The organism is Burkholderia arboris (assembly GCF_038723655.1).
Taxonomy (GTDB): Bacteria; Pseudomonadota; Gammaproteobacteria; order Burkholderiales; family Burkholderiaceae; genus Burkholderia; species Burkholderia arboris.
The window spans coordinates 1811484-1837366 of the sequence record NZ_CP109822.1 but is presented as its reverse complement, the minus strand read 5'-3'; the positions used below and the strand labels follow the sequence as shown (position 1 = coordinate 1837366).

The following is a 25883-nucleotide window of genomic DNA, read 5'->3' as shown; positions in this document are numbered from 1 at the left end:
GCGAGCGTCGCGCCGTCGAATCTCAGTCGGACGAGCCCGTCCCGCGCGGCCGCTCGATGCCGTACGCCTCCATCCAGCGATACAGCGTTGCGCGCGACACGCCGAGTTCGCGCGCGGAAGCCGCGACGCGCCCGCGCGTGCGCAGCAACGCGGTTTCGATCGCCTCGCGCTCGATCGACTTGCGGATGTCCGCCACCGACGGCGACGCCGCGTCGAGACAGTATTCGAGTTCGAGGTCCTGCGCGGTGATCAGGCGCCCCTCGGTCATCACGACCGCGCGGCGCACGCGGTTGATCAGTTCGCGGACATTGCCCGGCCAGTCGTGCTTGTAGAGTGCCGTGATCGCATCCGTCGAGAACCCGCGCACGCGATGGCGCGCGTCGCCGCGGAAGCGCTCGAGCATGTGATGCGCGAGCAGTTCGATGTCCTTGCCGCGTGCGCGCAGCGGCGGCTGGTCGATGCGCATCACGCACAGGCGGTGGAACAGGTCGGCACGAAAACGCCCTTCCTCCATCGCGTCGCGCAGGTCGACGTGCGTCGCCGACACGATCCGGACGTCGACCGGCACCGGATCGCTGCCGCCGAGACGATGGATCGCACGCTCCTGCAAAAACCGCAGCAGGCTCGCCTGGCTCTCGTGCGGCAGATCGCCGATCTCGTCGAGCAACAGCGTGCCGCCGTTCGCGGCTTCGACATAACCGATCTTGCGCGCATTCGCGCCGGTAAACGCGCCGCGCTCATAGCCGAACAGTTCGGATTGCAGCAGATGCGGCGGAATCGCGCCGCAATTGACCGCGACGAACGGGCCGTTGCGCCGCTCCGAATGACGATGAATCGCGACGGCCGTCAGTTCCTTGCCCGTTCCTGTTTCGCCGAACACGAACACCGGTGCGTCGGTGCGCGCGAAACGCCGCACCGTATCGAACAGCCGCAGCATCGCGCTGCAGGTGCCGACGATGCCCTTTTCTTCCGATTCGAGCTGCTCGCGATCGCGTGCGAACAGGCATTCCATGCCGTACGCGTGGCCGACCGTATCGGCGATCCGCTGGTGCGACGCGGGCAACGTGACGTAGTCGAAGCAGTAGTCGCGCAACAGCGCGCGCACGTTCGGCGACGCGGTCTGGCCGACGTCCACGAGCGCCACCCAGACGACGTCTCGCATCGACGCGCAGGTCGACGCGATGCTGCCGATCGCATCGGCATGACCGCCGCTCAGGTCGAGGATGCCGCAGGTGATTTCACCGGACGTGTCGCGCAACTCGTTCGCATGCGCGACGATCGACACCTTCCAGTCGCGGCGCGACAGTTCTTTTCGCAGCATCACGGACGGCGCCTGCGTCCAGTAGATCAGCGGACGTTGCCCGTTACCGCTCCCCGCGCCGGCGCTCTTATCGCGCGTTATTGGCATATTCATAACGAACCATCACTATCTCCACTCCGCGAACCGTTCGCGTGCGCTGCGGCCGGCGGCGCATGGCCACCTGTCCGCGCTGCGTTTCCGCAGCCTTGGCGAAGATCGAAACTGCACACGGCGAGAACCCCCGGAGGTCGAGCCGGATGTCATCCGGCCTCGTTGTCATCGAACTCGAACGGAATGCGCGGCTGCGGGAGTCGCGACATTCCGGCTTTGAAACGACCCGCCGTCAGGCAGGACACCACGGCAAACGGAAATGCCGTCCGCATGTGCGTCGCGTCGTACACGACAGTCGCGCCCGATGCTGAACCGGATGGCCGCCAAACCGCACTCGGATTGACTGCCCCATTTCATTCGCCCCTGAATTTACACCCCGTTTCGAGATGGTCTTGTTACCAAAAGATAATCCTGAATCAGGCGGTTACACCACCGGTCACCCCGCGCCATGCGTATTTGATCACTGAGATTTGATTATCTACGACCATTGCCGTCAATCAGTGGCAAATACTACTTTTCCGCAAGATTGGCACTGCCGATTGCCTGCGATTCTCATCGAAATCCCCGAAAACGGCCGGCACCGCATGCCACGCACCGCATAATCACGCGCACCGCCGGGCCGCCGCCTCGCATCGCAGCGGCATGCGGCACGCTCGGCCGTTACACGTCGTAATCAACCGCGTCGCGGCACGCCGCCTGCTCGCAATGCCGGGCCCGTGCCTGCCATTTTGCGGCGACTTGCCGTTGCACGGCGAGAAACCGGTGGCGCCGGCCGCCGCTTCCCGCAATGCAGCATGGCCCCGGCACACCGGCGGCGACCCGCGGCCGTGACCGGTCAGATCGCGGGGCCCGCCGCGAGCGGAAGCAACGGCAAATTGCTGCGGCCACATCTGCGCGCGAACGGCAGCTTGTGGATGGAGGACGTACGTGCCGCTCAGGCACGCAGGGTTCCGATGGAATTCGACGAGGCCAACGCAGCCAGCGCCACAGCCGGCACCGTCATGCACGACCGGTCCGTCGTGAACGATCGCAATCTTCAAGTCCTGCCCCCGGGTGCGTCATTCGCATGCGATGTCAGCCAGCCGTGCATCGCCGCGGGCCGCCACGATGAATCAATTATGAAAAAGCGCCGGCCTCGACGATGTGTGCTACCGCACATTGCGCCACTCCCGTGGCGCGCGCATCGCCCCGCATCCCGCGCCGGCAGCGCGGATCCGGAGCGTGAGTACGCTTTCGAACAGACCGGTGCGCCGCGCAGCCGGATGATGAAGATCGCCGCGCAGCACGGAACGATCGCGTCCGTGCGGCGCGGCGTGCCGAAGGCATCACGCGAGGACCGCATCATGGAATGGCATTGTTGTGAATTCGAACATCTGAGCGCCGTCGATCTCTATGCAATCCTGCGCGCGCGCAACGCCGTGCTGGTGGTCGAGGACGCGCACACGCATCTCGACATCGACGGCAAGGACGCAGGCGCGCTGCATGTCTATGCGAGCGTGCGCGACGGCGACACGACGGAAGTCGCGGCCTACGCGCGCATCCTGCCCGGCGACGACATCGATCCGGACGTCGTGATCGACAAGGTACTGACGAGCGAGCACTGTCGCGACGACGACACGCTCGAGCGGCTGATCGGACGCGCGCTCGCGGCCGCGCAGGCCGCGTGGCCGGACACCGCCGTGCGCACGCACGTCCCCGCGCCGCGTCAGGCGTTCTACAAGCGTTTCGGTTTCCGCAAGGCCTACGGCCCGTATCTCGAACAGGGTGCGCCGTTCGTCGGCCTGGTCCGGTCGGCCGACCGCGCGGCCGGCACACTGCGCCACCTGCTGTCCCGGGCCGTGTCGGCCTCGCGCTCGCGCAGCGACGACACGCATGCGGACGGGCGCGCTCACAGCCGGCTGCCCGCCGATACCGGAGCCAACCGATGACCCGCACCCTTCGCCCGGTTCCCGAACCCGATCTGCCGAGCATCCTGCCGGTGATCCTCGCCGGCGGCTCCGGCACGCGGCTGTGGCCGCTGTCGCGCGAGCAGTATCCGAAGCAGCTGATCGAGCTGATCTCGAACGAGTCGCCGCTGTCGGCGACCGCGCGCCGCCTGAACGGCATCACCAATGCATCGCTCGGCGACACGCTGCTGCTGGTGTGCGGCGAGCAGCATCGCTTCATGAGCGCGGAGCAGGTGCTCGGCCGCTCGGCGCCGGCCCGCATCCTGCTCGAACCGGCCGCGCGCAACACCGCGCCCGCATTGACGCTTGCCGCACTCGACGCGAGCGCCCTCGCGGACGATCCGGTGCTCGCGGTGATGCCGGCCGATCACGTGATCGTCGACGTCGGTGCGTTTCAGGACGCGATCGCACGCGCGGCACGTTACGCGCAGGAAGGCGCGATCGTCACGCTCGGCGTGCTGCCGCGTCGCGCGGAGACCGGCTACGGCTACATCCAGGTCGGCGAGCCGCGCACCGGCAGCCACGGCGGCCAAGGCGGCTACGCGATCGGGCGTTTCGTCGAAAAACCCGACGCGGTGCTCGCCGAGCGCTACCTGCAATCGGGCGACTACTGGTGGAACAGCGGGATCTTCGTCACGCGCGCCTCGGTCTGGCTGACGGCGATCGGTGCGCTCGCACCGGATATCCACGCGGCCTGCGAAGCGGCCTGGCGCGCGGGTGTCGCCGACGATCCGTTCTTCCGGATCGATGCGGCGGCCTTCGACGCGTGCCCGTCGGATTCGATCGACTACGCGGTGATGGAGCGCCTCGCGGAGCACGGCGAACTCGGCATCGAAGGCATCGTGGTGCCGCTCGCGGCCGGCTGGTCGGACGTCGGCACGTGGGACGCGATCTGGGAAATCATGCCGAAGGACGATCACGGCAACGTCGCACGCGGCCCGATCGTGTTCGAGGACACGCAGGACAGCCTCGTGCGCTCGGAGGGCCGCCTCGTCGCCTGCGTCGGGATGAGGGATGTCGTGGTGATCGAGACGCCCGATGCGGTGCTGGTCGCGAACAAGCACGACGTGCAGCGCGTGAAGAACATCGTCGCGCGCCTGAAGACCGACCGGCGCCCGCAGGCGAGCGAGCACCGCAAGGTGCAACGGCCGTGGGGTCATTACGATTCGATCGATCTCGGCGAGCGCTTCCAGGTGAAGCGGATCGTCGTCGAGCCCGGCAAGCGGCTGTCGCTGCAAATGCACTATCACCGCGCCGAGCACTGGATCGTCGTGCGCGGCACCGCGAAGGTGACGCGCGGCAACGAGACGTTCCTGCTCTGCGAGAACGAGTCGACGTATATCGCGGTCGGCGAAGTGCATCGTCTCGAGAACCCCGGCCGGATTCCGCTCGAAATCATCGAGGTGCAATCGGGCGACTATCTCGGCGAAGACGATATCGTCCGCTTCGACGACCAGTATGGCCGGCCGACCTGCGCACCGCCGGAACCGGATGCGCCGACGCCGCCCGCGCTCGCGCTGCCGACGGCGAACGATGCGCGCTGACCGCGGGGCCGGCGCCCGCAGGCCCCGCGTGCGTCAGCGCGCGACGATCGCCGCCGACACGACGTTCTCGATGAACGGTTTGCCTACCGCCTTGATGAAATAGGTACCCGCGCGGCCGTCCGGAAGCGGGAGGCTCGTCGCATCGGCCGGATAGCGGCCCGCCAGCCTGAACGTCGCGTCGCCGACCTGCTCGTACAGCTCGAGATGGTCCACGGTGTCCGGATGGGTGATCCGGACGGTCACGCTCGCGCCCACCGGCTGCGCGTCGATCGCGGTGCAACTGGCGATGCCGGTTTCGAGCGCGCTGCCCTCCTCGTAGTCGTTCCACGTGATCAGCTGGACGAACGGCAGCTGCTGCCGCACGCTGTAGCGCTCGTTGATGCTCCTGAACGTGTCGAGCCAGGTCCGGCCGCACGATGGCGCAAGAAATCGCGGCGCCGCGGCGCCCCACGATGCCTTCGTATCGTCGAACCCGCTCCACGCGCCACCGACCGTAATCGTCCCGGGCGGCTGGTTGCGCGCGATGGTGTAGAAACGCTCGCGATACAGCAGGTCGTGCCGCGTGCCGGTGGCTTGCGGCGTGGCCCACGACGACGGTTGCGCCCAGACATACGCGCCCTTGCTGTACGGAAGGTCGAAGCCTTGCGCGAGCGTATGAATCCAGTAGATGTCGGGGTACGCCGCGTGAATGCGCGCCCAGTCGGCCTTCCCGACCGCATCCATCCCGAACTCGGACACGACCGGATGGCCGTCGTAACGCAGATACTGATCCGACGTGAAGTATTCGCGGCTGATGTACGCCAGGTTGTGCAGGATCGTCCCGGTCAGGTCGCAGCCGCGGCACGCATTGAACTTGAAGGAGCCGCTGTCGATCATGATCGAGAACGTCATCCCGGGAAATTTCGCCAGTTCGGGCAGGGACGCCCGCCAGGCCGTGTCGACGAAATGCCCCTCTCCGTACCAGTCGACGATCACACCGTCGATGCCTCTCGAACGCATGTCGGCGAAGGTACGGAAGGCCTGGTGCGGATCGTCGGATCGATAGCCGACGTTCACGCCGCGCGGGTCGGGGCCCCACCACGGCAGGTAGTGGGCCAGCACCTGCGTCGTGCTGCCCGGATACAGCAACGTATGCACGTCGACTTTCGATATCGACGACGTGCCGGCGAGCAGCCCGTTCGACGATCCCTTGAAATCGCGGCTGCCGGACGTATTGGCCGGCGCGATCGCCGCCACCCGCCCGCTGTCATGGCCATAGCCGCGACCGGCCGACAACGCCAGTGCGCCCAGCGCCACCGCCGCGATGCGTCTCAATGCCCGCATGACATTCCTCTTGCGTGAGTATCGCGGCCGCGCGGCGCGCGCGCGGCCCGTATGGTCGTGCTGGCCTTGTCCGATGCGACGCCTCCGCGTCGCGCCCTAGCGGCCAGGGTGCCCGCCGAGCCCCAGCCACGACGCAAGCTGCGCCGCGTAGCGCGACGTTGTGTAGGCCGAACAATCGTAGTGCCGGCTGGCGGTGCGCAAGTGACGGTTCAACTCGTCGAGCGCGCTCGTCAGGCCGGCCGGCGAATTCCGGTACAGGATCTTGTTGCCGATCTCGCTGCCGAACGTCGCCAGGCTGCCGATTTCGTGCGCGAGCACCGGCAACCCCAGCGTGGCGGCCTCGACCACCACGAGCGGCGCGTTCTCGGCCCAGACGGACGGCAGCACCAGCGCATCGTGAGCGCGCAGCGCATGAAACAGCTCGCCGTGGCCGAGCCGGCCCGCAAAGCGCAGCCGGCCGGCCTGCACCAGATCCTGGTGGCGCGTTTCGAGCTGCGCGCGCTGCGTCCCGTCGCCGTAGAGCGTCAGGCTGTCGATACGACGGAAATCCGTCTGGCGCGCCAGTTCGATGAACTCGTGGATACCCTTCTCCGCATCGAGGCGCCCCACGTAGGCCAGATCGAACCGTTCGCGATCGCATACGCGCGGCGGAAACGGCTCGGCCAGCGTGCTCACCGGGTTCGGCAGCAATGCGCTTTTCGTGATGCCTCGCTGCGCCAGCGCCGTGCGCATGTAGGGACTCGGGCACAGGAACAGGTCGAATACGTTTCGCGGATTGCAGTACGCGTACACGGCATGCCAGTGCAGCTTCTTCACCGTGTCGTAGAGACGCCCGCGCGGGCTCGCAAGCGCGAACAGCCGCGCCGGATTCGACAGCGCATCGACCGGGACGGGCACCGGTTGCCCGTTGCGATAGGCCAGCAGATTCGGGTTGTAAAAGACCAGATGGTAGTCGTGGCACGTGAGATACGTGCGGAAGCCCTGCTCGCGGCGCCGCCGCGCGAGTACCGGCAGGATCGATTGCGTCAGCAGATTGTGGTAGTTGTGCACGAGAACGCGATGCGGACGCACTTCGTCGAGCAACGCCGCCAGCGCACTCGCCGCGGCCCGGTTCCAGCCGCGCGTGAGCGAGCCTTCGCCCGGCGGGAAATTCGTCTCGTCGAACGAGTACACGTCGACGTCCGGCATGTTGCGCAGCACTTCGATGGAAGTCTGGTAGACCTCCTCCGCGCCGCCCTTTCGCGCGTAGTCGTTGATCACGACGATGCGCGTCGTTTCCGCGCGGGAACCGGTCGACGGGAAGCCGTTCAATTCGGCATCCCGAACGCAGGTTGAACAATCCGGCATCGTGGCATGCCGCCGCAACCGTCAACCACCATCGCATTCGTCATCATCATTTGCATTCCGTACGGTCCATTCCATTCATGTCGGCAACCCGGGATTGCCGTTTCAAGCCGTCGATCGTCCGGGCCGGTCAGTTGCGGAACGGGTCTTGCGTCGCGTTGACCGGACGATTGCCGGCCGGCAGGTCGCCGCGTTGCCGCGACGCAGTCAGGCGGTGCGCGAGCCGCACACAGGGCGCTTCGCAATACCGGTAGCTTGCATACGACAATGCGATCAACGGCACGACGGGAACGATCATGTAGACGCCCAGCGGCCACCCGGTCCATCGGTAGTGTTCGCACAGCCAGTAAAACCCGAACAGCGGGATCGCATGAAACAGGTAAATCGAATAACTGACCTCGCCCAGCTTCGCCATCACGCGCAGGCGGATTTTCAATACCGTCGCCATCGTCACGAAGATCGCGATGCCGGCCACATACGCCAGCGACGACGGCAGATGAGCCATGTTGCGATGCCGCCAGTCGCTGGCAGCGCCGGCGAGCGCAACGCCGACAAGCATCGCCGTCAGCAGGCCCGCGACGGACCGGTACGTCAACGCGACGCCGCCGTGTCCGCCGCGCCGCCCTGTCACGCGCACCGTTTCGAGCGGACGGTCGTAAGCCTGACGAAAACACGCGCCCCAGAACATGATCGCAAGGTGGTAAGGCATCGCCTTGTACTGGCCCAGCGTGTTCTCGGGAAAAACGCGCAACCCGAGCGTGATCACGAACACCGCGCACAGCGCGATGCAGGCGAGCGCGAGATCGCGCATCCGGTGCAGCCCGCCCCACCAGAACAGCACGAGGCAGAGCCCGTAGAAATACAGTTCCGTCTCGAGCGTCCAGTAATGGCCCATCACCGGCTCCTGCCCGAACGCGGTCGGGATCATCGTGGCGTTGGCAACCAGCAACGCCGCGCTCACCGGCTTGCCGAACAACGTCCAGAAGACGACGCAGCCCACCGGAATGGACAGCCAGAATGCCGGATACAAGCGCAGGAAGCGGCGGATCAGGAAGCGCCGCGTGCCGGGTCCGGCGGGGCCGCGCAGGCTGACCGGAATCAGCAGGCCGCTGATGCCGAAGAAGACCACCACGCCGATCCGTCCGAAGTTGACGGAGCGCTGCAGCGTGTCGAGCCACTGCTGGGCGCCCGCCAGCGCCGCGAACCGTTCGGCGTAGTGCGTCCAGATGACGAGCAGGACCGCGACGGCGCGCATCGCGTCGATATGGTCAAGACGTCCGGTGTTTTCGGAGGGCATCGTAAGGGTCGCGCAGAGGCCGGGCGGGTTCGCCAGAAGACAGGCGAGTTACCGTATCACCGCCCCTGCGCGCCGACTGTGCGACATCTGACACAGCCCCGCCTGCCCCGGATCACGCGGGCGATTCCGCGTTGACGATCCTCCCCGTCGTCGCGCGACGCGCGTCGAGCCCCTTGACGAATTCGCTGCACAACCCGACCACGGCCTCGGCAGCATGCGCGCTGAAGAGGCTGTGATCGAGATCGTCGAGCACGACGGCGCGCGCGCCGGCGAAGCGCGACAGCCGCTTTCCGCGCGGGCCGAAATACATCGTCATCAGGTCGAGGCTGCTGTCGAATCCGCCGCAGACGAACAGCGTGCTTACCTCCTTGCGCTGCAAGGTGCGCAGGATGTCATGCGGATCGACCGGCATCGTCTCCGCGCACGACCATCCGGCGATCCGGCGCCGCCACGCGCCGGTGCGGACCGACACCAGCGTCGCCATGCGCTTCAGCACCAGCCGGACGAACGGCATGATCTTCCGGTCGCCGCTCAGCACCTGCTTCCATTTCTTCAGTTCGAAGAACGACGATCGGTACCCGGCCATCGAATTGGGGCGGTGCTGGCGCAGTGCGTCGGTCGAGATGCCGTCGGGCATGTGGAAACGCTGCAGGTTCACCGAGATGACGCCCGACAGCGCCCGCCCCACGAGCGCCGCACGCAGCGCACTGTACGCGCCCGAGCAGATGCCGAAGGACACGACCTGCCGGTACCCCTGCTCCTTCAACCAGTGGGCAGCCGTCGCGACATCCTCGACGACGGCACTCGAATAGACCGGCTGAAGCGCGTCTTCCGGCGCACTGCCGCCGCGCACCGGCGCACTGTCGCCGATCCCGCGCCCGTCGAACCGCAGCGATGCGATGCCGCGGCGCGCGAGCTCGCGGGCGATCCGCACCGACAGCCGGCTGTCGCCGACATGCGGACTCGCCGACGTGTTCGTGATCAGCAGCACCGGCCCACGGTCGTGCAACGCGTGCGGTGTGCACAGGATGCCGAACAGGCCGGCGACGCCGAACCGGACCGGCCGTTCGCAGGCTTCCGGCGTCCGGAGCATCAGGCCGGCATCCCAGTCCAGGTTCGACGCGGCGCGCGGCGCCGGGTCGTGCCGGCCCCCGGTGGCCGCGATCCAGTCGACGACCGCGTCGAAAACGCGCGTCGGCATGCTCGAGAAAGTCGTTTCCTGCATGAACGCCGCATAGCCGTCGAAAGACCGTTGCTCGACAGTACCGCCCAGCGCCTGGAGCCGCTTCTGCAGCGGTTCGCTGGCGCCGGCCGTCGCGTCGACGATCAGCGTTCCCGAGGCCGGCGCGCCTGCGCCGTCCTTCAACGCGTCGACGGCGTCGAACGCATTGAGCCGCGTCCGGAACGCCGCACTGTAGACCTGTCCGAGCACGTTGAACGGCGCGTCTTTCGGCTGGGCCGCGCGCAATGGCGCTGCCAGCTGGTCGAGCCAGATATTGCGCATGATCGACAGCTCGCGCACGTAGCTGCGCCCGCTGGCCACCGGCGCCAGCAACACGAGCTGATCGACGTCGCGCGAGTTCGCCGCAAGCAGCGCGAATGCCGCGCCCAGGCGCAGGCCGCACAGCGTCACCCGCGTCACGCCGGTTGCCTCGCGCAATTGCGCGATGGCTGCGCACACGTCGTCGACGGCCGTCTCGAACTGATCGCTCGCGCCGTCCGCCCCGGCGGAATCGCCCGTGCCGCGGTAATCGAAACGCAGCACCGGCATCCCGTTCGCGGACAGGCGGTCCGCCAGGTTCCGCATGCCGCCGTGACTCCAGACGGATTCGTGCCCGTAAGCGTTGCACAGGACGACGCCCCGCGTCCCGTTGCCCGGATGCAGCCATCCGAACCGTCCGCCAAATATGATCGGTCTCATTTTCTATTAGGTATCGGTGAAGAATGGGTACGGCGTCCTTCGGCCGGACTGCTGAATCGATCGGCCGCAGGACGGCAAATCGCTCGCGGAAGCCTTTCCTCTTTCCGGCATCCCCGCTGCACATGCAAGGTCCGGAAGCCGGCCGGCCGCGAGCCGTTCGGATCACGCCATCGAGGCCCTCCTGTCCGTTGCGCCGCCCGTCACGACGGGCTGCCTGCCGGCGGCGCGATCAGCGCGCGCCACCGGCGATCGAATACCGGCATGCTGAAATGCTGCTCGCAGTACGCGGCGAAGCGCGTCGCCGCTGCCACGACCCGATCCAGCTCCGCGGCCGGCTCGGCCACGAGCCGCTCGAGTCGCGATTCGCTCATCGCCAGCGCGTCGTCGTGGAACCCGAGCCCCTCGAAGGCGGCTTCGTTTCCGACCGGCACGCAACCGTACGACACGGCTTCCAGTACCTTCGACTTGATGCCGCCGCGCAGGAACGCGGGGCACAACGCAATCGAGCACCCGGTGTAGACATCGGCCTGCGTCGGCGCGAACCCGGCGAATTCGACGTTCGGAACGGCTGCGTAGCGGCCGGCCATGCGCCCGTAGATCACCAGCGGCGTGGCCGGCCTGACACGCGCCCACAGCGCCACCAGGTACTCGATCGCGAGCCGGTTCTGCAACTGGCGGTCCGAACCGATGAAGACGAACCGGAACGGCGCCGCCGGATACCGCATCGGCATCAGCGCATTCATCGGCGGCGCGATCACGTGCGTCTTCATGGCTTCGTCGCGCGTGAGGGACTGCCGCAGCGCATGCGCGTCTTCCGTGGAAACGAGCGTGACGGCATGCGACGACCCGATCGCCGCACGCTCCTGCCGCTTCAGCGCGAACGCTTCATAGCCCAGGAATGCGTTGCGGACCAGCCTCGCGTTGGCGAGCCTGACGAACGGCCGCGGAATCGACTTTTCCAGATACCCGGCCGACAACGGAAAATCCTGTTCGCGCAGGATGTTCGCGCGGCGCGACATCAGGTCGTCGAAATCCACGACGATCCGGCAGCCAGGCACGCTGCGCCGAACCAGGATCGCGTAGTCCACGAGCCGGATGCCGTCGAAATAGATCACGTCCGGCTTGAACGCGTCGACGGCGCGAAGCAGCGCCGCCCGCTTGCTCGGGTGCGAGAACATCGCCACCTGAAGCGCGCACGGCGCGCCGCGCAACACGCTCCATCCGACCCGCACCGCCGCGCCGACCTTTGCGCGCCAGCCGCCGTCCTCGAACACCGACCGGATCTTGAATTCGGTCACGTCCATGTGGTTGCCGATTGCCTGGCGGATGAAGCTCAGCGTGCGCTCCCGCCCGTTCGATACGTCTTGCGGAATGTCCCGCGTCATCACCATCAGCACCCGGCTTTTCACGAGTGGCCTCCCCGTCGATCCGAAACGTTCCCGATTCCATTCCCCGCCCGCACCGGCCCGGCTGCTCACGGCCGCGCCCGGTTGAAGACGAGATTCCCGAGCACCACGCACCAGAACGCGACGAGCGATACCGCGATGCCCGTCGAAGGCGCATACATCACCAGCGTGCGCGGCATGACGAACGGCGCGGCGACGATCGCCGCGACGATCAGCACCTGCTTGATCATGATGAGCCGGTAGCGGCGCACGGCCAGCAGCCACGTGCTCAGCCCCGCGTCGACGAACGTGGCGATCGCGCAGCCGGTCGCGTAGATCATGATCGGCACGCCCTGCACGAATGCCGGCCCGTAGATCATCAGGAATACCTTGCGGCCGACGAAATAGCTGCCGACCCATGCGACGCAGCCGACGAGGCCGAGATACAGGCCGAGCTTCAACGCCTTGGCACGCACGAGCGACTCGGTCCGCGCCGAAAAGACCATGCTCGGCGCCAATGCCAGCGCCAACGTCGTGCCGACCGAATTCCACTGCTCGACCAGCGACGCCGCCGACGCGTAAATGCCGAGATCGGCCTTGGAGACCAGCACGCCGAGCAACAACCGGTCCATCCGCAATACCAGCACGCTGGCCGCAATGGCCGGCCAGATCCGCAGCCCGCGCACGACCAGCGCTTTCGTGACGGCCGCGCTGCCGCGAAACGATTTCGGCGACTTCAACGCCAGCGCGCGATAGCGGCTGAACGGTGCCGCGGCCGCCACGCATGCCTCGAGCGGCCACGCGAACGCGGCGACGATCACGCCCATCGACGCGTGTGCCGCGACGTACAGCCACAGCACGCGGACACAGCTTGCATAGGCCCGCGCCCGCGTGATGACCCACGGCCTGGATTCGGCATAGGCCATCAGCGAACCGAGCGCGATCGGCTCCACGATCAACGCGAATGCCGCGATCAGCGTGAGTTCGGACACGCTCGACGGTCGCATGACGATCACCACGACGCCCATGAACAGCAGCATCACGGCCAGCGTCAGCGTCAGCCGCAGGCGGAACGCGCGGTAGACGACCATGTGCCGCAGGCGCGGGTGCTTGCCGAGGATCGGCTGGATCACCTGTGCGCCGAAAATCAGCGCGACGCTGCCGATCACGTAGGCCAGCGACAACGCGAACTGCAGCTCGCCGAACAGGCGTGCGCCGTAGATGTTCGCAAACAGGTGATTGCTCGCGATTGCCGCGAGCGCACCGATGATCTTTTCGCACACCACGCCCGCGAACGACGAAAACAGCAGCCTGACGAACGCGTTCAAGATGTCCCCGTCCGCGTCGCGCCGGCGCGCTGGCGCCTCGCGTCGATGCAATGCCACCAGATCAGTGCGATCGCCAGGTAGAACAACGTGCGCGCGCCGAACAGCGTCCAGTAGTCGCCTTGCTGGATCGCATAGGTCGCGTAAGCGAACACCTTCGCGGTCAGCCACAGCATCACGACCCCGCCGCGCATCGCGACCTGGATCAGCATCGCGCTCGCCGCGCCGTAGACCGCGCCCGTCAACGCGACGAAGAGCGCGCCGCCCGCGTAGCCGAACCAGTAGACCGGCACCGCCACGTTGCCCATCGTGAACGTGACATCGTCGAACACGTAGGCTTTCAGGATCTCGGGCGTGCCGTACGACAGCATCAGGTCGCGCAGGCCGCTCACGGGTGCATCGCTGAAGAAGGTCGGTTCGGTGAACGAGCCCAGCGAACCGATGAAGCGTCCGAACGCCGCCATGCCCCCGAACGCCGGCGCGCCGAACAGGTGCGCGTCGCCGTCCACCACGTACCACGCCTGCCCCTGTTCGAGAAATCGCGACACCACCGTCTCCGCGATGTCCAGCCCCTGCCCCCGGTACGCGTAGAACACGGACACGCTGCCGATCACGAGCGCGATGACCGAGCCGATCCCCAGATAGCGCATTACCGGCTTGCCGTTCATCGCATGGATGGCGATAAACGGGATCAGAAAGGTCAGGCACACATGCAGTACGGCCATGAACTGCTCGCCGTGCAACGCCTCGAGCACCAGATCGGCGACGATCATGCCGACGGACACCGATCGCACCGTCTTGTTCGTGCTCGTGCAGAAGGTGCCGAGCAGCACGGCGACGAACGTCTGGTTGTTGAGGAACAGGTTGAACAGCGTGCTGTTCGACGCGTCGTTGCGCAGCGCGTAGCGGTTGACGCCGCTCAGCACCGCGAAGCCGCCCGTCAGGCCCGCCAGCACGCCCGTCGCGAGGATCGCGCCGACCAGCCCGAACCCGAGCGCGAGGCTGACCGGCACGCGCGTCATCCGCGCGCGGATCGGTTCGTGCACGGCGCGCTCGTTCAGAAACCGGCCGAATGCGAACAGCGCACATGCGACGAAAATCACGTAGAACGACAGCAGCCGGCTGAACGCGCCGTTCGCGACGCCGAAGATGTCCGTTTCCCGCAGGAATCCGCCGGATTCGATCCCCACGCCGGCGACGAATGCGGTCAACCCGATCACCAGCGTGTAGAGCGCCGACACCGCGAACACCGGGCGCGCGACGATCAGCGCGATCACGCCCGCCACCGCCACCAGCAACGTGCAGGTCGCGCTCGGCGCCATCGCGCCGAGCGCCGGCAGCATCGCGTTGAGTGTCAGCGCGAGCGCGAACAGCGTCGCCACGGTCAATCCCGTCACCGCCGCCGCGCGGCCGTCGGCTTGCCTCGCTCGCATCGCCGCCTCTTTCACGCTTGCGCCCGGCCCGCGCGCGGCCGGTCATGCACGGCCCGGTCGAGCGCACCGTGCAGTTGCGCGCTGACCGCGCGCGACGAGAAGCGCTGGGCGTTGACCCGCCCGGCACTCACCAGCGCGTCCCGCAGCGACGGATCGCCCGCGACGCGTTCGATCTGCCGGCCCCATTCGGCGGCATCCATCGCGTCGGCGACGGCCACGAACGACTCGCCCATCGTGTAGCGGTACACCGGCAGATCCGACGCGACCACGGGAACGCCGACGAACTGCGCTTCGATCACCGTGCGGCCGAAGCCTTCGTGCAGCGTCGGCGACACGTACAGGTCCGAGGCCTGGAAGAAATAGCCGAGATCCTCGTCGCCGACGTTCTCGACGAAATGGGCGGCGATTCCCGCCTGGGCGGCAATGTCCCGGCATTCGTCGCGGTTGGTCTGGTTTTGCGCGCTGCCCACCCGCAGCACCATCACGTCCTTGCGCCCGAGCGACGCCAGCGCGCGAAACAGCGTCGCGTTGTTCTTGCGCGTTTCGTCGGAACCGACGTTCAGCACGACCAGCGCGTCGTCGATACGGATGCCGAAGCGTGCCAGCAGCGTCGCGCGCGCCCGTTCGCGCACGGCAGCGTCAGCCGGCGCATAGCGATCGTCGAACGCATTGGGCACGACCTGGATCCGGTCGGCGCGCAGGCGAAGGTCCGCCAGCGCTTCCTGCGCCGTCACGTCCGAGGGCGCGAGCACGACGTCCGCGGTCGCGATCAGCGACTGCGTGAGCCTCATGTACGCGTTCTTCAGCTTCTCGACCACGCCGCGCACCTGCCCCGGACGCTGCACGTGATGCAGCACGATGCCGACCCGGCCGCCCGCCCAGCGGATCAGCGGAATCATGAAGGCCAGGTCCTCCTGGTACAGCATGACGAAGTGCCCGGCACGCGCCGCCGCGACCGCGCGCAGCGGGTACAGCACGAACTGCGTCCAGTAGCGCCGGAACGAACGCGGCTCGGCCGGAATATCGACCGGCTCCACGTCGAATCCCGCCATTGCCGGAATGAAGTCGATGCATTTGAGGCTGTATCGCATGACGCCGTTCCAGCTCACCGGGCGCGGCCCGAGAAACCACACGACCCGCACCGCGTGCGACGCGCGCCGCAACCCGCCCTTGCCTGCCATCGAATTGCTCATGCGCTGCGCTCCTTGCCCAATTGCATCGAATCCTCCGTGCGATCAGGCGCGCGCCGCTGCGAAGCCGGCGCCGATCCGGCGAACGCCGCGCAGCGGCGACGGCACGAAGCCGTTGAACACCAGTCCGTCGATGCGCACGCCGATCTTGCCGAGGCTGTCGAGCGCGTCCGTCACGCCGGCCGCGCTCGCCGAACCCTGGCGCGCCACCAGCAGCGTCATGTCGGAGACGCGCGACAAGGCGGCGAGATCGGCCACCGGCAGCGCGGACGGCGCATCCACGACGACCATGTCGTATTGGCTCCGCAACGACGCGGCCAGCTTGTCCAGACGCGCGAGGTCGAACAGGTTGCGCGTTGACGCGCCCGGCGATCCGGCCGACAGCGCATCGAGCTGGCCGGCGACGCGAGTGATCGCCTCGTTGGCCGGCAGCACGCCCTTCAGTACGTCCGACAGGCCTTTCGTCGCCGTGACCGGCAGATAGCGATGCAGCGCCGGTGCGCGCAGGTTGGCATCCACGATCACCGTCCTGAGCCCCTTCTCGGCATACAGGTACGCGAGATTCGCGGCAATCATCGACTTGCCCTGCGCGGGCGACGCAGACGACACCAGCACGACCTTCGCGTCGCCGCCATACGCCGCCAGCCGGTGCCGCAACGTCAGCGCCAGGCTGTCCATCGCGTCGGCCAGCGGCTCGTCGGCCGGCTCCTTCGTCGCGATGAAGGCCGGCGTGCGGTTCGCATCCGCGTCCGCCTGGCGGCGCGAATTCGGGAGAATGCCGAGCATCGGGATGCCCAGCGCCGCCTCCAGGTCATGCGGATCGCGAATGCGCCCGGCCAGCAATGCACGGCCCTGCGCCGCGAGAAAGCCCAGCATCAGTCCGATCACCGCACCGGCGAGGATCGCGACCAGGCGCTTCGGCCGGACCGGCTTGTCGCTGACGACCGCCTTGTCGACGATCGACGCGTTGCCGACCGTACCGGCTTCCGCGATCTGCAACTGCTGCGTGTTGTTCAGCAGCCCGACATAGAGCTGATTGTTGACCTCGACGTCGCGCGCCAGCCGCAGGTACGTCTGCTGCTGCGACGGCAGGCGCGCAGCCTTGTCCTTCAGCACCGCGGCCTGCTTGTCGAGTTCCTTCAGCTTGTTGGCCGCCGCCACGACCTGCGGTTGCCCCGGCACGTACTTCGACAACAGGTCCTGGTACGCGAGCTTGGTCTCGAGCCGCGACTTGTCGACGAACGCCAGTTGCTCGACGAGCAGCCGGATGTCGCCCTGCGCGTCGATCGACCCCTGCTGGTTGCGAAACGCGTTCAGCGCCTGCTCGGCCTGCTGCAGCCGTGCCTTCACGATCGGCAGCTGTGCGTTGAGGAACTTGAGACTGCGCTCGGCATCGTCGGCGCGGCGTCTCGCGTTGAAGTTCAGGTAGGCGGCCGCGATCGCATTGAGCATGCGCGCGGCAAAGTCCGGATCGACGTCCTCGAAACTCAGCTGCATGATGCCCGACTGCCGCTTCGTCTCGGTCACGCCGAGTTTCTTCAGGATGGCTTCGAGCCGCACGTCGGTGGCGATGCGCCGCACACGGAATGTCGCGCCGGGGCGCGCGACGATCCGCGCCACGTCGACGCGATAGCCGTTGCTTGCGGCCGGCACGCCGACCGCGCCGCTCAGCACTTCCTGGCCGCTGCGATCCGTCAGCCGAAACCGGTTGCCGTCGAGATAGTCGAACGTCAGCGGCTTGCCGATCTGCGCAGCCGGAACCTCGAACGTGCGGAACTCGAGGCGCTCGCCGCCCCATGCCCACGACGACATCCCGAGCGGCGCGTCGACGAGCCCGTTCGCGTCCTTCGGCATGAACGCGCCGATGAGGCCGCCCACGAGCGGAAACCGGCTCTCGACCGACACTTCGGCCTGTGCGGCCGTCGCATTCATTGCGTCCATGACGACCGCGCGCGAGCGGACGATGTCGATTTCGCCGACCACGGCCGAATTCTGGATGTCGAGCGCCTTCGAGATCGACGACAGCGAGCCCAGCGCGCTGGCCTTGTTCTCCTCGATCTGGATCAGCGTGTCGGCCGAATACACCGGCGTTGCCGCGACCGCATAGACGATCGCCAGCAGCAGGCAGGCCGCGAACACGGCGACGAAGAGGCGACCGTGGTCGAGCACGTTCTCCAGCAAATCGATCGGCGACAACCGCGTCGCAGGCCCGGCAGCCTGTTTCGGTTCGTTCTGGTGCCCGGTCAATGCAGGTCGGTCCATCTTCATGCTGAACTCCAGAATGGAAGATCCGGCTGGCTTCGCCGCTTTACGCGCGTGTTGGTTCACATTCATTTCATTGAAAATCCGGCTGGAAGCCCTTCAGTGCCGCTCGGGAAACCGCTGCGCCGGGAATCGGGATTCCCCGCGCGTTTCCGCCCGGCCGGCGCCACGGCCGGCAGTTCGTTTCGAAGGCGTCGTTCGATTCATTCCGGCCTGCAGCCGTCGATGCCGCCGCCGGCTACGCACGCATGGCGGCAATTCCCCTGCCTTGCAGCGCCGCGCCGATATCCGCCAGCCGTGCAACGACCTCGGCAGACGGATCGGCATCCGCATCGCCGGCCCGGTCGCCCACGAACAGGAAGCGACGCCCGACGCCGGCGCGCGCGCCGGCATCGAGATCGGACCGCTTGTCGCCGACCAGGATCGACGCAGACAGGTCGAGGCCGAGGTCGCGCCGCGCGTCGTGCAGCATCCCGGGCTGCGGTTTGCGGCATGCGCACGCCTGCCGGTAGCGGCCCATCCCGGCCACCGGGTGATGCGGGCAGAAATAGACGCGGTCGATTCTCGCGCCGCGCTCGTCGAACCTGCGGCGCATCCAGTCCATGAACGCGACGAACTGCGATTCCGAAAAATAGCCGCGGCCGATTCCGGCCTGATTCGTCACGACGACCACCTGGTGACCGGTCGCATTCGCCAGCCGCACGAGATCGAAGATGCCGTCGACGAATACGCAGTCCTGCTGGCGGTGGACGTAGCCGTAGTCGACATTGATCACGCCGTCGCGATCCAGGAACAGGGCTTTACGCTTCACTGGTTCGCGTCTCCAGCATGAGCGGAATGACGGTCTGCGCACGCCGGTAGTCCGCCGGTACGCCGATGTCGATAAACTCGGTGACTTCCGGGAACACACGGATGTCGAGCGCCTCGACCCGTTCGCCCAGGAAATCCTGCTCGAACGAAAATGTCGCCGGCAGCGCGAAACCGAGCAGCTTGCGCGCGTTGACGACATACGTGCCCGCATTGATGTAGCCCTGCGCCGGGCGCTTCTCCCGGAATGCCGACAGCCTGCGCGACGTCGCGTCGAAATCGAGCGTGCCGTAGCGCGACGCATCGTCGACCCGGGTTGCCGCGACGACCAGATCGGGGCATGTCGCGCGATAGAACGCCGACAACGCGCGCAGATCCAGATTCGACAACGTGTCGCCGTTCATCACGATCATGTCGTTCGCGCCGTATGCCTTCAGCGCGTGAACGATCGCACCGCCGGTACCGAGCGGCTCGTCCTCCTCGATCACGGAAATCGCGATGCCGAAGTCGCGCGACGCCACGAGCGCCTTGATCGGGCCGCTGCCGTAGCCGAGCGACAGCACCACCTCGGCGACCCCCTGCTGCCGGAGCGCTCTCAGCATCCAGCACAGGAACGGCTCGCCGTCGATCGACGCGAGCGCCTTCGGCAACGCGTCGCCCAGCACCGGGCGCAACCGCGTGCCGAGGCCGCCGGCGAGGATCAGGCAAGGCAGCATCGCGCTCATGCAAAGATCCGCTCTTCGACGATGCCGCAGATGATGTGGCCGCACACGAGGTGCCCTTCCTGGATCTTCGGGGTCGATGCGGACGGAATCTCGATGCAGATGTCGGCACGCCCGCGCATCTCGGCGGCGCCCGGCCCGTTGCCGGTGAACCCGACCGACAACATGCCGGCCGTCCTGGCCACTTCCAGCGCGCGGAGAATGTTCGGCGAACGCCCGGACGTCGAATACGCCCAGAAGATGTCGCCGGGGCGCCCGGTCGCCTGAATCTGGCGCTCGAACAGTTTCTCGTAGCCGTAGTCGTTGCCGATCGCCGTCATGACCGAGCTGTCCACGGTCAGCGCAAAGGCGGCGAGACCCGGCCGGTCGAAGTTGAAACGGCTGACGAATTCGCCGGCGATGTGCTGCGCGTCCGCCGCGCTGCCGCCGTTGCCCGCGAGCAGGATCTTGTTGCCCGTGCGCAGCGCCTCCGTCACGCGCTCGGCCACCTGCTCGATGCGCGCCAGTTGCTCGCGGTCGGATACGAGCGCCGTCAGGACCGACAGCGTCTGGCGAATTTCGCTCTCTACTCCGATCGTCATTGATTCTTTCTCCACGACTGGGCGCCGATGTCCGTGAACGTGCAGTTCAGCACCTGGCCATTGATCCCGTTGTATGCATCGAGCGCACGCATCACGGCCGGCCGTTCGACCGGATCGACGAAGAACATCATGAAGCCGCCGCCGCCCGCGCCGGACACCTTGCCGGCCTTCGCGCCGGCCCGCACCGCGACCCGGTACAGATCGTCGATCATCGCGTTCGAGATGTTCTTCGCCATGCGCTTCTTCGATTCCCACGCGTCGCGCATCGACGCGGCGAACGCGTCGAAGTCGGCGCGCAACACGGCTTCCTTCATGCGCACGGCCTCGTCCTTCACTTCGTGCAGCGCGGCCAGCGAATCGACCACGCCTTCCGTCACGTTGCTGCTCTGTTCCTTGATGATGTTGGCCGACTCGCGCGATACGCCGGTGTAATACAGCACGAGCGACGCCTCCATCTCGGCCTTGATTTCCTGCTTGATCCGCAGCGGATTGACGATCACGCGATCGCCGTAGAACTCCATGAAGTTCAGCCCGCCGAACGTCGCCGCATACTGATCCTGCTTGCCGCCGGCAAGCCCCAGATCCTCGCGCTCGATGTCGTGTGCGAGATGCGCGATGTCGTATTCGCCGAGCGGCAGCGACAGCAGCTCGCAGAAGGCCCTGACCAGCGCGACGACGATCGTCGACGACGATCCGAGCCCGGAACCCGGCGGCGCTTCGGAACACGTCGTGATCGTGACGGCCAGCGGGTGACCGCCGTGAAAGTCGCGGACGATCCGGTTGTAGACGCCGACATGCAGCCCGAGCCCGTTCTGCACCTCGAGCACCGGCGACACGGGGCCGATCCATCGGGTATCCGTATCGGCCGCCACCAGTTCGACCTTCGCGTCGTCGCGCGGCGCGATCGACGCGTACGCAAACTTCTCGATCGTCACATTGAGCGCCAGACCGCCGAACCGGTCCGAATAAGGCGGCACGTCGGTTCCGCCGCCGCCCAGCCCCAACCGCAAAGGCGCCCTCGAACGGGCAATGAAGCGTGTCATGAAATCTCTCGCAGGCAATGAGCCGGACGCCGGCACGATGCCGTTCCCGCCCCCGCACATTCCGCCGGGAATGCACGGCCATGTTCGTTGGCGCCACTATGCGATAGATGTCCGGGACGCTGCGTGCGATGGCTTACATTAAGCCGCCGCCGCGAAATCGAAGCGCCCAACCTGCGTTACGCTCTGTTCGCGATCGGCACGGCGACGTGCGAACCGGCGGGGACATCGCCGATACGTCACCGGCCGCGCACGACGACGCCCTTCCGTCATTGCCAATTTTTGACAATCGCTTTCCGGAGCGATGCCGCGGTGGAACACGCGCCGGTCGATCGGTGCCGGAATGCCGCCAGGAAGCGTCATCACGATGTGCGGAACGAAGCGGGCACGCAATGACCGGCCCGCATTCGATCCGGATACCGTATCAATCGATTCATCGATGCTGGACACAAAAATGACAAACGCTCTACCGTTCGATTCCGTGGCGCCGGGCCACACTCGCACTGCCATGCGCGGCATGTGCATGGCGCTCTCCTTCGCGACCGTCGCGATGCTTTCCGCATGCACGGTGGTGCCGGGGCAGCACATGAGTTCGACCGCACTGCCGGTCACGACCGCCGACAACGGCGACGTGACGAGCGACATGCAGGTGCCGGTCAGGCAGATCGACCTGACGCAGATCGAGCAGATCCGCGCCGAGCAGAAGCGCGCGCCTGCCGCGTCCATCCCGCCGAACCTGTCCGCGAAGTCGGACATGTACCGGCTCGGCGCCGGCGACGTGCTGCAGATCACCGTGTGGGATCACCCGGAATTCGCGACGGCCGCCGGGCAACCCGTGCAGAACACGAAAGCCGCGGACGCCGCGCCGGGCTTCGTCGTCGACGGCAACGGCAACGTGCAGTTTCCATACGTCCCGCGGCCGATCCGCGCAGCCGGGAAAACCGTCGCGCAGATCCAGCACGAGGTCGGGACCGAACTCGCCAAGGTATTCGTCAAGCCGCAGGTCACGGTGCGGGTCGCGTCGTTCCGTGCGACGCAGGTCTACATCGACGGCGAAGTGCGCAACCCGGGCGCGCAGGCGATCAACGACATTCCGATGACGCTGATCGAAGCCGTGAGCCGCGCCGGCGGATTCGCGCCGACCGCGGATCAGAGCCGCGTCACGATCACCCGCAACGGCACGATCTATCCGCTGAACGTCGCGCAGATGATGAAGACGGGGAAGAACCCGGCGGACATCATGCTGAAACCCGGCGACATGCTGCATGTGAGCGCACGCGACGACAATCCCGTGTACGTGATGGGCGAAGTGGTCAGGCCGCAAGCCGTCGCGCCGCTGCGCGACGGTTCGCTCACGCTGAGCGAAGCGCTCACGCAGGCCGGCCAGCTCAACCAGCAGACCTCGAATGCCAAGCAGGTGTTCGTGCTGCGCAAGGCCGCCGACAGCGCGCCCGTCATCTATCACCTCGACATGCAGTCGCCGGTATCGATGCTGCTCGCGAACCAGTTTCCGCTTGCGTCGAAGGACGTCGTCTATGTCGACAACACCGGGCTCGTCCGTGCGAGCCGCGTGCTGAACCTGCTGCTGCCGGCGATCAGCGCCGGGTTGACCGGCGCGCTCGTGACGAAGTAAGCCGCCGCGTGTTTCAACCGGCCCGGTTCGATGCGCACGCAACGAACCGGGTCGCCCGCCTCGATCGGCTTCCCCGCAAAAACCCAGGTACTTCTTACCCGGCCGCCCCCGCGCCATCGGGAACGATGACCGCCTTTCCACCCTGCCGCGCCACCGCGTCGAAAAAAGATCGTACGTATCGGTAGAAACACCGATGCTGTAGTCAAACTACATTCGTACGATTGGTCGCTGCAGAGAATCGCTACATCCGATTCGGCAGTGTCGGACGGTCCGCGTCGCCGTCCTCGATGCCCGGTCGGGCCCAACCGGCCGTAACGATTCCCCGCCTGGCCTGGCATGCCGACGCGCAACCACCCTGCATCGCCAGCCGAATGCGTCCGGTGCGAATCCATCGGACGAGCGCAGCTCCAGACATCATTCGAACAACCGGCAATACGATCATGGAGAGCAACATGCGGGACAAACTCTGGCCGGCCGTCGTGCTGGCAGCGACCCTCTGCACCACCGCCTACGCCGGCGACGCCGGTTTCAACTCACCGGGCGACGCCACCGACGCGTTCGCGTCGGCCGCCGCGCAACGGCGCGCCGACCTGCTCGTGCGCAAGATGACGCTCGACGAGAAGCTCCAGTTTATTCATTCGCAATACGAAATGTCCAAGGTGCCGGGTGGCGGCGCCGGCTATATCCAGGGCGTGCCGCGGCTCGGCATTCCCGATCTCAACATGGCCGATTCGTCGACCGGCTCCGGCAGCACGTCGCAAGCCAGCACGACGTTCCCGGCGACGATCGCCGTCGCCGCGAGCTGGGATCGCCGGCTGTCGTACGACTACGGCAAGCAGGTCGCGATCCAGTTGCGCGCGCAAGGCTTCGGCATGGGCCTCGGCGGCGGCACCAACCTCGCGCGCGAGCCGCGCGGCGGCCGCCTGTTCGAGTATCTCGGCGAAGATCCGCTGCTCGCCGGCGACCTGCTCGCCGAACGCACGCTCGCCACGCAGCGGCAGAAAGTCATCGCGACGATCAAGCACTACGCCGGCAACGAGCAGGAGCACGGCCGGATGGGCGGCAACACGCAGATCGACGAACGCACGCTGCGCGAGCTTTACCTGCTGCCGTTCGAGATCGCTGCGAAGCGCGGGCGGCCCGGCAGCGTGATGTGCAGCTACAACCGCCTGAACGGCGCGTATGCGTGCGAAAACAATCACCTGCTGAACGACGTGCTGAAGAACGAATGGGGCTTCCAGGGCCAGGTCCAGTCCGACTGGGGCGCCACGCACAGCACCGCCGCCGCGATCAACGCCGGGCTCGACGAGGAAGAAGACGTCGGCTCGACCGTGTATCTGACGCCGGCGGCCGTCAAGCAGGCGATCGCGAACGGCTCGGTATCGACCGCGCGCCTCGACGACATGGTGCGCCGCAAGCTCGCCGTGATGATCCGCGTCGGCGTGATGGACGATCCGGCCAAGGGCGGCGGCACGATCGATTTCGCGGCCGCGAACCGGTTCGCGCAGGCGGCCTCCGAGCAGTCGATCGTGCTGCTGAAGAACGACGGCAACCAGTTGCCGCTGGCCGCGTCGGCGCTGTCGCGTATTGCCGTGATCGGCGGTCATGCGGATGCGGCCGTTCTGTCCGGCGGCGGCTCGGGCAACACGCGCGATCCCGTATCGGGGTCGTTTGCAGGCTGCGGCGGCCTGACGTTCGGGTCGTCGACCGGCTGCAGCTGGTGGCGCAATCCGTGGCTCAAGGTCGACGTGCCGATCGTCGCGGCCATCCGTGCGCTTGCGCCGGCCGCGCAGGTCACGTACGCGGGCAACAGCGACCAGCAGTCGCCGTTCCGCGCGTACACGCAGCAGGAAATCGACCAGGCCGCAGCGCTCGCCGGCCGCTCGGATGTCGCGATCGTCGTGGTCGCGCAGCCGGCCGGCGAGGATTTCGGCGATCTGCAGAGCCTGAGCCTCGCGAACCCGTCGAACCAGGACGCGCTCGTCGAAGCCGTCGCGCGTGCGAATCCGCATACGATCGTCGTCGTCCAGAGCGGCAATCCGGTGCTGATGCCGTGGAAGGACAACGTGTCTGCCATCGTCGAGGCGTGGTATCCGGGCGAAGCCGGCGGCAAGGCGATCGCGAACGTGCTGTTCGGCGCGGTCAATCCGTCAGGCAAGCTGCCCGTCACGTTCCCCGCGCGCGATCAGGATTCGCCGACCTGGGGGCAGAACGGCGCGTTCGACAACGATCCCGTCTACGCGGAAAAGCTGAACATGGGCTATCGCTGGTATGACGCGCGCAACATCAAGCCGATGTTCGAATTCGGCTACGGGCTGTCCTATACGCACTTCGCGTATTCCGGGCTGTCGGTGTCGAAGCAATGGGACGGTTCGCTGAGCGTCGCGTTCACCGTGCGCAACGACGGGCGCGTCACCGGCGCGGAAACGCCGCAGGTCTATCTCGGCGTGCCGTACAAGGACGAACCGCCGAAGCGGCTGGTCGGCTGGGAGAAGATCCGGCTGAATCCGGGCGAAGCGCGGCGCGTGCGCGTGACCGTATCGCCGCGGATGCAGAGCGTGTGGGAGACGTCGCGTAACGGCTGGCGAGTCGTGCCGGGCGGAACCGTGTATGTCGGTGCTTCGTCGCGCGATATCCGCCTTCAAGGCCATTGATCGCCGATGAATCGACGGGGGACGCCGGGCATCGCATGCCCGGCGTCCCCCGCGCTGGCCGATCC

19 protein-coding genes are annotated in these 25883 nt (G+C 66.9%); 4 read left to right on the top strand and 15 right to left on the bottom strand.

Annotated elements, in window-relative coordinates:
- Positions 1-22: 22 nt before the first annotated feature.
- The gene (locus OHZ10_RS25545) at positions 23-1414 is read right to left on the bottom strand and encodes a sigma-54 dependent transcriptional regulator (RefSeq protein WP_174991824.1); all 1392 of its coding nucleotides are present in this window, start codon (positions 1412-1414) and stop codon (positions 23-25) included.
- Positions 1415-2754: 1340 nt separating this feature from the next.
- On the opposite strand from OHZ10_RS25545, the gene OHZ10_RS25540 reads away from it, so the two are divergent.
- Together OHZ10_RS25540 and OHZ10_RS25535 are read left to right on the top strand one after the other, a co-directional pair.
- Positions 2755-3339 (top strand): hypothetical protein, encoded by a 585-nt coding sequence (locus OHZ10_RS25540; RefSeq protein WP_059240744.1) that lies wholly within the window; start codon positions 2755-2757, stop codon positions 3337-3339.
- Positions 3336-4901 (top strand): mannose-1-phosphate guanylyltransferase/mannose-6-phosphate isomerase, encoded by a 1566-nt coding sequence (locus OHZ10_RS25535; protein ID WP_174991825.1) that lies wholly within the window; start codon positions 3336-3338, stop codon positions 4899-4901. Before OHZ10_RS25540 ends, OHZ10_RS25535 begins: the two co-directional genes overlap by 4 nt.
- Positions 4902-4934: 33 nt before the next feature.
- Here OHZ10_RS25535 and OHZ10_RS25530 read toward each other — a convergent pair whose 3' ends face one another.
- The 14 genes from OHZ10_RS25530 to OHZ10_RS25465 all read right to left on the bottom strand — a co-directional run bounded on the left by OHZ10_RS25530 (position 4935) and on the right by OHZ10_RS25465 (position 22176).
- Positions 4935-6224, bottom strand: coding sequence for a hypothetical protein (locus OHZ10_RS25530; RefSeq protein ID WP_342704686.1), 1290 nt, complete (start codon positions 6222-6224; stop codon positions 4935-4937).
- Positions 6225-6320: 96 nt separating this feature from the next.
- Positions 6321-7535, bottom strand: coding sequence for a glycosyltransferase (locus OHZ10_RS25525; protein ID WP_340625045.1), 1215 nt, complete (start codon positions 7533-7535; stop codon positions 6321-6323).
- Between the two features lie 163 nt (positions 7536-7698).
- Positions 7699-8865 carry an acyltransferase gene (locus tag OHZ10_RS25520; protein ID WP_342704684.1) on the bottom strand — a complete coding sequence of 389 codons (1167 nt, stop codon included), beginning with the start codon at positions 8863-8865 and terminating at the stop codon, positions 7699-7701.
- 112 nt (positions 8866-8977) lie between these two features.
- On the bottom strand, positions 8978-10786 hold the full coding sequence (locus OHZ10_RS25515; protein WP_342704683.1) for an alpha/beta hydrolase: 1809 nt from the start codon (positions 10784-10786) through the stop codon (positions 8978-8980).
- A 200-nt stretch (positions 10787-10986) separates the two neighbouring features.
- Positions 10987-12195 (bottom strand): glycosyltransferase, encoded by a 1209-nt coding sequence (locus OHZ10_RS25510; RefSeq protein WP_342704681.1) that lies wholly within the window; start codon positions 12193-12195, stop codon positions 10987-10989.
- 65 nt (positions 12196-12260) lie between these two features.
- Positions 12261-13499: a hypothetical protein gene (locus OHZ10_RS25505; RefSeq protein ID WP_342704679.1), complete on the bottom strand. Its 1239-nt coding sequence runs from the start codon at positions 13497-13499 to the stop codon at positions 12261-12263.
- Positions 13496-14929, bottom strand: a complete 1434-nt coding sequence (locus OHZ10_RS25500; protein ID WP_342704678.1) for a DUF6418 domain-containing protein — start codon at positions 14927-14929, stop codon at positions 13496-13498. The genes OHZ10_RS25505 and OHZ10_RS25500 overlap by 4 nt, the downstream gene beginning before the upstream one ends.
- A gap of 11 nt (positions 14930-14940) precedes the next feature.
- Complete coding sequence (locus OHZ10_RS25495) at positions 14941-16122, bottom strand: glycosyltransferase (protein WP_342704676.1); 1182 nt, start codon at positions 16120-16122, stop codon at positions 14941-14943.
- Between the two features lie 42 nt (positions 16123-16164).
- Positions 16165-18387, bottom strand: coding sequence for a GNVR domain-containing protein (locus OHZ10_RS25490; protein WP_342704674.1), 2223 nt, complete (start codon positions 18385-18387; stop codon positions 16165-16167).
- Between the two features lie 232 nt (positions 18388-18619).
- Entirely contained in the window at positions 18620-19192 is a 573-nt protein-coding gene (gene gmhB / locus OHZ10_RS25485) for a D-glycero-beta-D-manno-heptose 1,7-bisphosphate 7-phosphatase (RefSeq protein ID WP_059236969.1), read from the bottom strand.
- Positions 19182-19913, bottom strand: coding sequence for a sugar phosphate nucleotidyltransferase (locus OHZ10_RS25480; RefSeq protein ID WP_059236972.1), 732 nt, complete (start codon positions 19911-19913; stop codon positions 19182-19184). The genes gmhB and OHZ10_RS25480 overlap by 11 nt, the downstream gene beginning before the upstream one ends.
- On the bottom strand, positions 19910-20491 hold the full coding sequence (locus tag OHZ10_RS25475; RefSeq protein WP_059236974.1) for a D-sedoheptulose-7-phosphate isomerase: 582 nt from the start codon (positions 20489-20491) through the stop codon (positions 19910-19912). The genes OHZ10_RS25480 and OHZ10_RS25475 overlap by 4 nt, the downstream gene beginning before the upstream one ends.
- Positions 20488-21534 carry a dehydrogenase gene (locus OHZ10_RS25470; protein ID WP_059236976.1) on the bottom strand — a complete coding sequence of 349 codons (1047 nt, stop codon included), beginning with the start codon at positions 21532-21534 and terminating at the stop codon, positions 20488-20490. Before OHZ10_RS25470 ends, OHZ10_RS25475 begins: the two co-directional genes overlap by 4 nt.
- Positions 21535-21672: 138 nt before the next feature.
- On the bottom strand, positions 21673-22176 hold the full coding sequence (locus OHZ10_RS25465) for a hypothetical protein (RefSeq protein ID WP_342706019.1): 504 nt from the start codon (positions 22174-22176) through the stop codon (positions 21673-21675).
- Between OHZ10_RS25465 and OHZ10_RS25460 the strand changes: the two genes are divergently transcribed.
- Positions 22118-23164, top strand: a complete 1047-nt coding sequence (locus OHZ10_RS25460; RefSeq protein ID WP_422674340.1) for a polysaccharide biosynthesis/export family protein — start codon at positions 22118-22120, stop codon at positions 23162-23164. The genes OHZ10_RS25465 and OHZ10_RS25460 overlap by 59 nt on opposite strands.
- A gap of 452 nt (positions 23165-23616) precedes the next feature.
- Positions 23617-25818 carry a glycoside hydrolase family 3 C-terminal domain-containing protein gene (locus OHZ10_RS25455; RefSeq protein ID WP_059240745.1) on the top strand — a complete coding sequence of 734 codons (2202 nt, stop codon included), beginning with the start codon at positions 23617-23619 and terminating at the stop codon, positions 25816-25818.
- The last annotated feature ends 65 nt before the right edge of the window (positions 25819-25883 follow it).

Coding starts and splice junctions, on each gene's coding strand:
- OHZ10_RS25465 (WP_342706019.1), bottom strand. CDS start 22,176: ATGTCGCTCGTCACGTCGCCGTTGTCGGCGGTCGTGACCGGCAGTGCG.
- OHZ10_RS25480 (WP_059236972.1), bottom strand. CDS start 19,913: ATGAGCGCGATGCTGCCTTGCCTGATCCTCGCCGGCGGCCTCGGCACG.
- OHZ10_RS25540 (WP_059240744.1), top strand. CDS start 2,755: ATGGAATGGCATTGTTGTGAATTCGAACATCTGAGCGCCGTCGATCTC.
- OHZ10_RS25460 (WP_422674340.1), top strand. CDS start 22,118: ATGAGTTCGACCGCACTGCCGGTCACGACCGCCGACAACGGCGACGTG.
- OHZ10_RS25515 (WP_342704683.1), bottom strand. CDS start 10,786: ATGAGACCGATCATATTTGGCGGACGGTTCGGATGGCTGCATCCGGGC.
- OHZ10_RS25520 (WP_342704684.1), bottom strand. CDS start 8,865: ATGCCCTCCGAAAACACCGGACGTCTTGACCATATCGACGCGATGCGC.
- OHZ10_RS25530 (WP_342704686.1), bottom strand. CDS start 6,224: ATGCGGGCATTGAGACGCATCGCGGCGGTGGCGCTGGGCGCACTGGCG.
- OHZ10_RS25455 (WP_059240745.1), top strand. CDS start 23,617: ATGCGGGACAAACTCTGGCCGGCCGTCGTGCTGGCAGCGACCCTCTGC.
- OHZ10_RS25490 (WP_342704674.1), bottom strand. CDS start 18,387: ATGAAGATGGACCGACCTGCATTGACCGGGCACCAGAACGAACCGAAA.
- OHZ10_RS25475 (WP_059236974.1), bottom strand. CDS start 20,491: ATGACGATCGGAGTAGAGAGCGAAATTCGCCAGACGCTGTCGGTCCTG.
- OHZ10_RS25500 (WP_342704678.1), bottom strand. CDS start 14,929: ATGCGAGCGAGGCAAGCCGACGGCCGCGCGGCGGCGGTGACGGGATTG.
- OHZ10_RS25545 (WP_174991824.1), bottom strand. CDS start 1,414: ATGAATATGCCAATAACGCGCGATAAGAGCGCCGGCGCGGGGAGCGGT.
- OHZ10_RS25470 (WP_059236976.1), bottom strand. CDS start 21,534: ATGACACGCTTCATTGCCCGTTCGAGGGCGCCTTTGCGGTTGGGGCTG.
- OHZ10_RS25495 (WP_342704676.1), bottom strand. CDS start 16,122: ATGAGCAATTCGATGGCAGGCAAGGGCGGGTTGCGGCGCGCGTCGCAC.
- OHZ10_RS25535 (WP_174991825.1), top strand. CDS start 3,336: ATGACCCGCACCCTTCGCCCGGTTCCCGAACCCGATCTGCCGAGCATC.